This window comes from Atribacterota bacterium (assembly GCA_028717805.1).
GTDB lineage: Bacteria > Atribacterota > Phoenicimicrobiia > Phoenicimicrobiales > Stramentimicrobiaceae > Stramentimicrobium.
Genome location: JAQUNC010000054.1, coordinates 1 through 10,770 on the forward strand (window position 1 = coordinate 1; position 10,770 = coordinate 10,770).

General features: G+C 32.3%; 8 protein-coding genes and 1 riboswitch. Of the genes, 3 read left to right on the forward strand and 5 right to left on the reverse strand.

From position 1 onward, the window contains the following. Nucleotides 1–335: 335 nt before the first annotated feature. Genes gcvT through PHD84_09645 form a run of 5 tightly spaced genes read right to left on the reverse strand, consistent with a single transcriptional unit; the run spans nt 336 to nt 6,490 of the window. Nucleotides 336–1,460: a glycine cleavage system aminomethyltransferase GcvT gene (gcvT, locus tag PHD84_09625; protein MDD5638056.1), complete on the reverse strand. Its 1,125-nt coding sequence runs from the start codon at nt 1,458–1,460 to the stop codon at nt 336–338. Between the two features lie 29 nt (nt 1,461–1,489). After that, nucleotides 1,490–2,995 (reverse strand): aminomethyl-transferring glycine dehydrogenase subunit GcvPB, encoded by a 1,506-nt coding sequence (gene gcvPB / locus PHD84_09630; GenBank protein ID MDD5638057.1) that lies wholly within the window; start codon nt 2,993–2,995, stop codon nt 1,490–1,492. Between the two features lie 11 nt (nt 2,996–3,006). Beyond that, entirely contained in the window at nt 3,007–4,350 is a 1,344-nt protein-coding gene (gene gcvPA / locus PHD84_09635) for an aminomethyl-transferring glycine dehydrogenase subunit GcvPA (GenBank protein ID MDD5638058.1), read from the reverse strand. 25 nt (nt 4,351–4,375) lie between these two features. Further along, nucleotides 4,376–4,762 (reverse strand): glycine cleavage system protein GcvH, encoded by a 387-nt coding sequence (gene gcvH, locus PHD84_09640; GenBank protein ID MDD5638059.1) that lies wholly within the window; start codon nt 4,760–4,762, stop codon nt 4,376–4,378. A gap of 30 nt (nt 4,763–4,792) precedes the next feature. Then, complete coding sequence (locus tag PHD84_09645; protein MDD5638060.1) at nt 4,793–6,490, reverse strand: formate--tetrahydrofolate ligase; 1,698 nt, start codon at nt 6,488–6,490, stop codon at nt 4,793–4,795. A 293-nt stretch (nt 6,491–6,783) separates the two neighbouring features. Beyond that, nucleotides 6,784–6,882: riboswitch (glycine riboswitch) on the reverse strand. A 289-nt stretch (nt 6,883–7,171) separates the two neighbouring features. Between PHD84_09645 and guaA the strand changes: the two genes are divergently transcribed. The 3 genes from guaA to PHD84_09660 all read left to right on the forward strand — a co-directional run. Continuing rightward, on the forward strand, nt 7,172–8,734 hold the full coding sequence (gene guaA / locus PHD84_09650) for a glutamine-hydrolyzing GMP synthase (protein MDD5638061.1): 1,563 nt from the start codon (nt 7,172–7,174) through the stop codon (nt 8,732–8,734). 162 nt (nt 8,735–8,896) lie between these two features. Continuing rightward, the gene (locus PHD84_09655) at nt 8,897–10,177 is read left to right on the forward strand and encodes an adenylosuccinate synthase (protein ID MDD5638062.1); all 1,281 of its coding nucleotides are present in this window, start codon (nt 8,897–8,899) and stop codon (nt 10,175–10,177) included. A gap of 67 nt (nt 10,178–10,244) precedes the next feature. After that, nucleotides 10,245–10,770, forward strand: a 526-nt coding sequence (locus PHD84_09660; protein MDD5638063.1) for a lyase family protein, incomplete at its 3' end; no start/stop codon positions are given.

Below are 10,770 nucleotides of genomic sequence, written 5' to 3' on the forward strand. Positions count from 1 at the left end.
TAAAGTCATCATAGGTGGTCCCCAGGCAAAGGCATTAATTTTATCTAACAATTCCAGTATTGCTGTCATGTTAAAAAAGCCTCCTTTTTTATTTTTATAAAATTATTAAAATTTTAATCAAATTTTTTAGTATGGATAATGATTAAAAAAAATAGTTAATTTTATAAACATCTTACATGTAAGAAATAAAAAGGAAAGATTAATTTTAACAATTATTTAAATATTTTATACCACCCCCCAACTAAACATAGAAATATATTTTATTTGTTCAAATCACCTCCTTCTTTACTTTATACTCTTTATATTTATCTGTCTTTTTTGATTAATGATCTATATTATCTTTTATTAAATGGAGCCAGGAAGGGCATATCAACTACTTCTGCTAGCATTTCTTTATCTCTAATTAAGACCTTTACTTTATTACCTTTTTGAGTAAAAGGAAGATCCAAAATAGCCATGGCAAAAACCTTCTTTAAAGAAGGGCAATAATTGCCTGAAGTAATGTATCCTATTTTTTTATTATTATGCCTCACTTCCATCCCATGACGTGGTATACCTCCCTGAGGTACAGAAAGACCGATTAATTTTCGTTTAATTCCTTCTTGTTGAATTTTAAGCAAAGCTTCTTTACCGATAAAATCTTTCTTATTAAATTTAACAGTCCAGCCTTGTCCACTTTCTAGGGGATTTACACTTTCATCAATATCATTACCATATAACCAGTAACAAACTTCAAATCTAGTAGTATCTCTAGCTCCCAAACCACAGGGTTTTAAACCATGTTTTTCCCCTTCTAGTAGGGAGTTATTCCAGATATCAATTATATCATCACTATTTGGTGTATATATTTCAAATCCATCTTCTCCGGTATAGCCGGTACGTGATATTAAAACATCCTTTCCAAAAAGATTACCATAAGTAAATTTAAATCTACCTAACTCTGCTAAGGAAGCCTCGCCTTTAAAGAATGGATTTAACATTTTTTCAGCTAGCGGTCCCTGGATAGCTACTTCACCGTATTTTCTACTTTTATTTTGTATTTCTACATCAAAACTTTTACTATAGGTTTTGATCCATTGTTCATCCTTTTCGGAATAATTAGGTGATGCATTGACTACTAGAAGGATAAAGCGGTTACTGATTTTATAAATAAAAAGGTCATCTACCTGGCCACCATGCTGATGACACATAGGTGAATATCTGATTGAATAGTCCTTCATATCGGATATTTGATTAGTTACCATATAATCTACGAAGGGCACGGCGTCTGCTCCTTTTATCTCTATTTCACCCATATGAGATACATCAAAAATACCAACCTTTTCTCTAACAGCCATATGTTCTTCGATGATACTAGTATATTGCACCGGCATATCAAATCCGTCAAAAGGAATCATCCGCGCATTTAGACGAAGGTGTTCCTCGTGCAATGGGGTTTTTAACAAATTATTTTCATTCATCTTAATATATACCTCCAGAATATTTTTGACTAAAAATTAATATCTTTCTCTTTATAGTTTAGCTCACTTTTTAGTTTTAACTCGTCATCAAAAGTCAAAATCGGTCTTTTAACGGCTAAGGCATCGTCAGTTTGGTTGATAGGTGTTATGTGTGGAGCAGATTTTATTATATCGGGATTATCTTCAGCTTCTTGGGCAATTTTTATCATGACCTCTATAAAATTATCCAATACTTCTTTCCCTTCTGATTCAGGTGGTTCAATCATGATTGTTTCTTCGGCATATGGTTCAAAGTGAGGAAAATAGATAGTTGGTGGATGGAAACCATAATCCATTAGTCTTTTCGCAATATGTAAAGTCTTGATACCATATTTTTTATATTCCCGCCCGGTTAAAGTGCACTCATGCCCACAATATCTATCATAAGCTGGTTTGTAATATTTTTTAAGTTTTGTTAAAACATAGTTTGCATTGATAATACTCGCTTTGGAACATTGGAATAAATCTTCTGATCCCAGAGAAAGTATCCAGGCAAAGGATTTTACTAAAACTGAAAAATTACCCCAAAAACTGCGAATCATACCTATGCTTTTTTCACCAACATCATTAAAATAATATTTTCCTGATTCATCATTCAAAGCTATTAGGGGAGTTGGTAAATAAGGAATTAGTTTGTTCTTTACTCCAATTACACCGGCACCTGGTCCCCCACCTCCATGAGGAGTGGAAAATGTCTTATGCAGATTAAGGTGTACTACATCAAATCCTGCATCTCCTGGACGAATAATACCCAGAGAAGCATTAAGATTGGCTCCATCATAATAAAGCAAACCACCTTTACTGTGAATAATCTTTTCAATATCTTCGATACCTTCATCGTATAATCCAACTGTATTGGGATTAGTCAACATTAATCCTACAGTTTGTTCATCCATGGCTTTAGACAAGGACTCTAAATCAACTGTTCCGTTTTCATTTGATTTGATTTCCACAACTTCAAATCCACCCATAGCCGCAGAAGCAGGATTAGTGCCGTGAGCTGAGTCCGGAATTAACATTTTATTTCTCTTTTCTCCCAGATCAAGAAAATATTTTCTCATTATTAATATTCCAGTTAGTTCACCATGAGCGCCAGAAGCTGGAGCCATAGTATATTGATCCATTCCTGTTATTTCGCATAACAATTCATTAAGTCTATAAATTATTTCCAAGCTACCTTGAATCAAATCTGGGGAGGAGAGTGGATGAGCATAAATAAAGTTATTTAGATTGGACATCTTTTCATTAATTCGCGGATTATATTTCATAGTACAGGAACCCAGAGGATATAATCCATCATCTACTCCATAGTTATATTTTGAAAGCTGTGTAAAATGTCTGATAACATCTACTTCAGAAACTTCTGTTAATTGTTTTTTTTCTTTCTCAAGATATTCTGCATATATATGTTTTTCTAACTTAACGTCATCGAATAAATCTTTAGTTAGAGAAAAACCATTTCTACCTGGAACACTTTTTTCAAAAATTAGTTTCATTTTGAACCTCCTTATCGAGATAAAAGATCAGTAATTTTATTCAATTCATCCCTGGAAAATATTTCTGTCACAGCAAAAAGTAGGCTCTGCTTAAATTTTTCTTCAGGATAAAATTGCCAAATTGAAAGCGGTGGTATGAAGTTCTTTTCGATCAATCTTTTTTGTAAGCTTTCAATATCTCCTTGATAATTAATTAAAAATTCATTGTAATAAGTATAAGCAAAGGGATTGGTAAATTTTCCAGATTTTAGTAATTGTTGCTCTAAATAATGTGACTTTTTAAAATTGATTAGTGAATATTGATATAAACCTTCTGTACCTAAAAGTGAAAGATATATATCGGTAGCAATTACATTTAGATTGTGGTTTGTACACATATTAGAAGTTGCTTTTTCTCTCCTGATATCCTGTTCGCGTGCTCTAAAAGTCATAACAAAACACCTTTTACCATCTTTATCTTTTGTTTCCCCTACAATTCTTCCAGGTAACTGTCTGATAAATTCTTTTTTTGTAGCTAAAAAGGCATTATATGGACCACCAAAATTCAAATCCAAGCCAAAAGATTGAGTACTACCAGCAACAATATCCACATTCATATTTCCAGGAGATTTCAAAATACCTAATGACATGGCTTCCGCTATGACCTGAATAAGCAGGCCTTTGTTCTGATGGATCATTTCCGTAATTTCCTGAATATGTTCAATTCCACCCAAGAAGTTAGGACTTTGAATTATTATTGCAGCTGTACTATCATCTAAAAAATGTTTAATCATATCAATTTCAGTCCTACCATTTTGAGATGGTAATTCTACAATTTGAATATTATGTGGTTCCAGATAGGTTCTTACTACTTCCCGATAGTGAGGGTGAAGCAATGATGATACTAATATTTTATTTTTATGTGTTAGTCTTATGGACATTAATGCTGCTTCAGCAGTGGCAGAAGCTCCGTCAAAAATTGAAGGAACAACTACTTCCATTTTAGTTAAGCGAGAAATGTGACTCTGGAATTCAAATATGGCCTGCAAGGTTCCCTGACTCAACTCAGGCTGATAAGGAGTATAACAGGTCCAGAATTCTTCCCTCTGCAAAAGAGCCTTTTCTGCTTCTGGAATAAAATGACGGTAAGCACCTGCTCCCAAGAGTGGTTTCATTTTATAAAAATCAGCATTTTTTTGCGCAATGCGAGCGATTTTTTCTTCAAGTTCATTTTCAGCAAGGGCAGGGGGAAGATTTAATTTTCTTTTTAATCTCACTTTTTCAGGTATACTGGTAATTAATTCTTCAAAAGAAGATACGCCAATTTCTTTCAACATTTCCCTTTGTTGTTCTTCAGTTGAGGGAATATATCTCATTTAAATTCACCTCTTTAATATTTTTTTATTCTTTTCGATATTCGCTATAATCAGAAGCACTCATGAGTTCCTTTGTTTCGTCGGGTTTACTCATCTTTATCTTAGCAAACCAACCTTCCCCAAAAGGATCCTTATTAATCTGGGATGGCTCATCAATTATAGTTTGATTTACTTCAATGACCTCGCCACTTATTGGTGAGTAAACTTCTGAAACTGCCTTAACCGATTCTACAGTAGTGATTACATCTCCTTTGTTAAGCTGTTTCCCTTTTTCTATTTCTTCCACAAAAACTATATCGCCTAATTGGTCCTGTGCATAATCAGTAATACCTATTGTTCCAACATCATTTTCTACTTTAATCCATTCGTCGCTTTTGCTGTAGTATAATCCTTCCAGAACTTTAATAGACATTTATTTTACCTCCAATATTTTTATTTTTATTTAAAATAATCCAACAGTATTACCTTCTTTATCAATATCAACCTTAGTTGCAGCGGGAATTGACGGTAAACCTGGCATAGTCATCATTGTGCCTAACAATGGGTATAAGAAGCCAGCTCCTACTGAAGCTCTTATATCTCTGATTGGTATTTTATAATTTCTAGGTCTACCTTTGATTGATGGGTCATGAGAAAGAGAAAGGTGTGTTTTAGCCATACAGATAGGTAGATTACCAAAGCCCACAGATTCAAATAGTTTAATATTCTTTTCTGCTTGATCCAGATAAGTTACTCCTTCAGCACCATATATTTTCGTGGCAATAATCTCAATCTTCTCCTTAATAGTTGCTTCTAAAGGATAAAGGTGATGAAAACCATTTTCTTTTTCTGTGGCCTCTACCACTGCCTCTGCCAATTCAATACATCCAGCACCACCTTTTGCCCAACCTTCATGGGTAACTACAGCAGAAGCCCCAGCTTTAAGACCCTTTTCTTTAATTAATTCTATTTCTTCACGGGTATCAGTAGGGAAGCTATTAATTACTACAACTGGATTAATACCGTGTAACAATACATTTTCGATATGTTTCTCCAGATTTTTACACCCTTTTTCCACTGCAGGTAAATTTTCTTGAGCAAGTTTTTCCATATCCAAGGGCTTCCCAGCAACAACCTTTATAATTCCTCCATGCATTTTTAAAGCCCTTATAGTACATACGATAACGGCACAATCAACCTTTAAATTACTGGTTCGACATTTAATGTTACACATTTTTTCAAAACCCATATCAGAACCAAACCCTGATTCTGTAACTACATAATCAGCTAATTTGGTAGCAATTAAATCTGCCAGAACTGAATTATTGCCATGGGCAATATTGGCAAAGGGGCCACAATGCATAAAGCAGGGACCATGTTCCAGTGTTTGGATAAGATTAGGATTAAGAGCGTCTTTCAGAAGAACAGTCATTGCTCCAGCCGCTTTTAAATCTTCTGCAGTAACCGGTTGACCTTCTTTAGTATAGGCAACTGTCATTTTGCTTAATCTTTCACGTAAATCAAATATATTAGTAGCCATAGCCAGAATAGCCATGACTTCGGAAGCAACTGTAATGTCAAAACCTGTTTCTCTAGGGATGCCATTTTCTTTGCCTCGCAATCCTATAACAATGTTTCTTAGGGCACGATCTGAAATATCAACTACACGGTTAATGCCAATACTGTGGATATCTATGTTCATTTTGTTACCTTTTTGCAAATGAGTATCCAGCATGGCACATAATAAATTGTTTGCTGCACCTACGGCATGAATATCACCAGTAAAATGTAAATTTAAATCTTCCATTGGTACTACTTGTGAATATCCTCCACCGGCAGCACCACCTTTGATACCAAAGACCGGGCCCATTGATGGTTCCCTTAAGGTATTGATTACTTTCTTGCCCAGTTTTGCCAATCCCTGACCCAGACCTATAGAGGTAACAGTTTTGCCTTCACCTAAGGGAGTGGGAGTAATAGCAGTTACTACAATATATTTTGCTTGAGGGCGATCTGTAATTCTTTCTAGAATATTAGCTTTTACTTTAGCCTTGTATTTTCCATATAGCTCCAATTCTTCTTCTTTTATTCCGATTGAGTCTGCAATTTCAATTATGTGAAGTAGTTTTGTCTTTTGAGCAATTTCTAGATCTGAGAACATATAATCCTCCTTATGGTTTTTTTATATACTCTTTATATTTAGAAGTATTAGAAACAAACCTAATATAGTATATTGTTTAGTAGTCTTTTTTTAACATTATCTATAATTTATAAATTATAGTAAAAATAAAAAAGACAGGATCTTATATTTCTTTTATAAGACTCTGTCTTGGGACCTGAGAGATTTTTCCTCAAATAATAATATCATAGAAGAAATCCTGGTGTACAAATTACAAAAAATAAAATTAGTTAGGAAATTTCCCCTTCGGTGATATAAATATCTTTCCAGAGCTCTGTCCAATTTCGGTCCTTTTGCCTGAGAGTTTAGATGATTATTCATCTTGCACCTTCGGCGTTTTTTCATAACGAAAAAACCTCTCCCGAAATTTTCATCCAGAATATATTTAATATATATTATAATATTTTAGTTAAAACAAATAGTCAAGAAAATAGTCAAGAAACAAGGAATGTTAATTAAAATAAATAAAAATATTTTTGCTTTTTACATATTCTGAAACAGGATCTAGTTAAAATAAAAATAAATTTATAATTGTTATACCTGAAAATAGTTATCTATGCTATAATTTAAAATGTTTTGATATTATAATTTGAATAAATTATATAATATAAATATGTTGATTACAAATTATATGTATTATTTTTAAAGAAAGAGTTATGAAAGATGCTATTTAGAAAAAAATATACTAATAATTGGATTGCTATTTTGGATTTTGGTTCACAATACACCCAGTTAATTGCCAGAAGGATAAGAGAATTAAATATTTATTCTGAAATCTTCCCTTATAATATTGATTTTTTAGAATTAAAAAAGAATAATCCGAAAGGTATTATTTTATCAGGAGGACCTGATAGTGTTGTAAATAAAAAGGCTCCTGTTATTGAACAAAAAATATTTTCTTTAAATGTACCTATATTAGGAATTTGCTATGGAATGCAACTTTTAGTGAAGATGATGGGAGGCAAAGTTACCAAATCTAAAAATTCTGAATATGGAAATACTCTTATTTGTATTTTATCAAAAGGGGAAAGTAGTATATTTTACAACTTACCAGAAAAAATAAATACCTGGATGAGTCATAACGATATAATTAAAACAGTCCCTTCCGAATTTAAAATTAGTGCAATCAGCCAGGCAAACAATATTGCTGCTTTACATGATGAGGATAAGAAATTATATGGTGTTCAATTTCATCCAGAAGTAACTCATACTGAATATGGTAAGGATATCTTATATAACTTTACACGACGTATATGTCATTGTTCACCCGAATGGACTAATAATGTTTTTATTGAAGATACTATTCATAATATAAAGCAAGAGGTTGGAGATGGTAATGTTGTGGCAGGCGTAAGTGGAGGAATTGACTCCCTTGTTGCTGCACTGTTAACTTGTAAAGCTATTGGAAACCAGCTGCATTGTATATTTATAAATACTGGTCTGATGAGAAAAAATGAAGAAGAAGAAATTAAACAGGTTTTTAAAGAGAATATTAAAATCAATTTGCATATCTATGATTATGCTCAAAGTTTTATTAAATCTTTAAATGGAATTGTGGATCCCGAAGAGAAAAGAAGAACTATCGGGAATCTTTTTATAAAAATATTTGAGGAAAAAGCTAAAAGAATAGGGAAAGTAACCCATCTTTTACAGGGAACACTCTACCCTGATGTAATTGAAAGTTCGCCTGTCTTAGGTCCATCAGTAAAGATAAAATCGCATCACAATGTTGGTGGTTTACCAGAAAAAATGGATTTAAAACTTTTAGAACCATTAAGAAATTTGTTTAAAGACGAGGTTCGAAGAATTGGGAAAAGTTTAGGAATACCAGAAAAAATAATCTGGAGACAACCCTTTCCTGGTCCTGGTCTGGCAATAAGAGTAATTGGGGAAGTTAATTATGAGAAATTATCTATTTTAAGGGAAGCAGATGATATTATAAGAAAAGAAATACATAAAGAAGGATGGCATAAAAAGCTGTGGCAATACTTTGGAATACTGCTTCCTGTAAAATCAGTTGGAGTTATGGGTGATTTAAGAACCTATGAGTATGCAGTAGTCTTAAGAATTGTCACCAGTAATGACGGGATGACTGCTGATTGGGCTAAAATACCTTATGACCTATTAGCAAAAATTTCTAATAAAATTATCAATCAAGTCCATGGTATTAATCGAGTTCTTTTTGATATTAGCTCAAAACCTCCTGCTACCATTGAATGGGAATAAATAAAGTGTATTTTTATATTATTATATATAATATAGATTTTATATGATGAATATTGGAAAAATAATATTTTTCATAATATAACTTTTAACCATTTACTTATTATATTTCTGCTTATTTGGTTAAGATTAAAAAAATATTTTTTAAGAAAGGTAACTAAAATCATGTCAACATTGATTATAGTTGGAACACAATGGGGAGATGAGGGAAAAGGAAAGATTACTGATTTATTATCTGAAAATTATGATATCATAGCACGTTATCAAGGTGGAAGTAATGCCGGACATACTGTAGTACTAGATAAAGATATATTTATTTTTCACCTTTTACCATCAGGCATTTTGCATGAAGATAAAATCTGTTTAATTGGTAACGGTGTTGTTTTAGATCCAGAAGTTTTGTTTCAAGAAATTGAAAATTTGCAGCAACATGATATAGACATTGCAAAAAGACTATTCATTGATTATAAAGCACATATCATTTTGCCATATCATAAAATTATCGATGAAGCAATAGAAGAAAATACGGAAAGTCGCAAAATAGGTACCACTAAAAGAGGTATTGGACCTGCCTATGTAGATAAATTATCTCGCACTGGACTTAGGGTTTGTGATTTAATTCATTCAGAAAGTCTGACCGGTAAATTAGATTTTATATTAAAACAAAAAAGTGATTATTTATTAAAATATTTTGGAATTAAACTTTCTAAAAAATTAATAGAAAGTATTAAAGAAAAATATATACAATACGGTAAACTATTGGAACCTTTTGTTATTGATGGCTCTCTTTTTCTTGATGAACAAATACAGAAAAATAAAAATATTATTTTTGAAGGTGCACAAGGAACAATGCTGGATGTAGATCATGGTACATACCCCTATGTAACTTCATCTAATCCTGTGGCTGGTAATGCTTGTATTGGTTGTGGCATTAGCCCAATTTATGTTGACAAAGTTATAGGTATTGCTAAAGCATATACTACCAGAGTAGGCGAAGGCCCTTTTCCTACAGAGTTAAAAGGCTCTCTGGAACAGAAAATAAGGGAGTATGGACATGAATATGGTGCTACAACAGGGCGTCCAAGAAGATGTGGTTGGTTTGATGCAGTAGTGGTTAAATATGCCAATAGAATAAATGGGATTAAGGAAATTGTTTTAACAAAATTAGATGTTCTTAGCTCATTTAAAAAAATAAAGATATGCAGAGAATACCAAATTAAAGATGAATCATATTTTTATTTCCCTGGTAATAGTGAATTAATTCCATTTATAAAACCAGTATATGAAGAAGTAGATGGCTGGGAAAAGGATATTAGCAATATAAGCAATTATCAGAACTTGCCTGAAAAAGCAAAAGAATATATTCGAAAAATTGAGCAGGTTACTGAATCTACAATCTCAATTATTTCTGTTGGACCTAAAAGAACACAGACTATCTTTAGATAACCATCTATTTTTTTAAATATGTAAGTAATAAATTATTTTAAAATATTAATCAATAGGAGTATAATAATTGATTAAACGTTATTCAATGGAGCCTATGAGATTATTGTGGGATGAGAAGAATAAATATGATATCTGGTTAAAGGTTGAATTGTCAGTTTGTGAAGCTCGAAAAGTTTTAGGACTTTTAGATGATAATACCTTCAGTTTAATCAAGAAAAGAGCCACTTATTCTATTGATAGAATCAATGAATTGGAAAAGCTTTTAAAACATGATGTATTATCTTTTACTACCAGTGTTGGTGAAAATTTAGGTGAATATTCAAGATATTTTCATCAGGGATTAACATCTTCAGATATTTTAGACACTTCTTTAGGTATTCTTTTAAAGAAGTCTTCCATTATTCTTATTAAAGATATAATTCAGGTCATAGATAAGTTGAAAGAATTAGCATTTAAACATAAAAATACCATTATGATTGGTCGTACTCATGGAGTCCATGCAGAACCTATTACCTTAGGACTTAAATTTAGTTTATGGTATTCTGAAATGAGGAGAAACTTAAAAAGAATGAAAATGACCAAGGAGGAAGTCA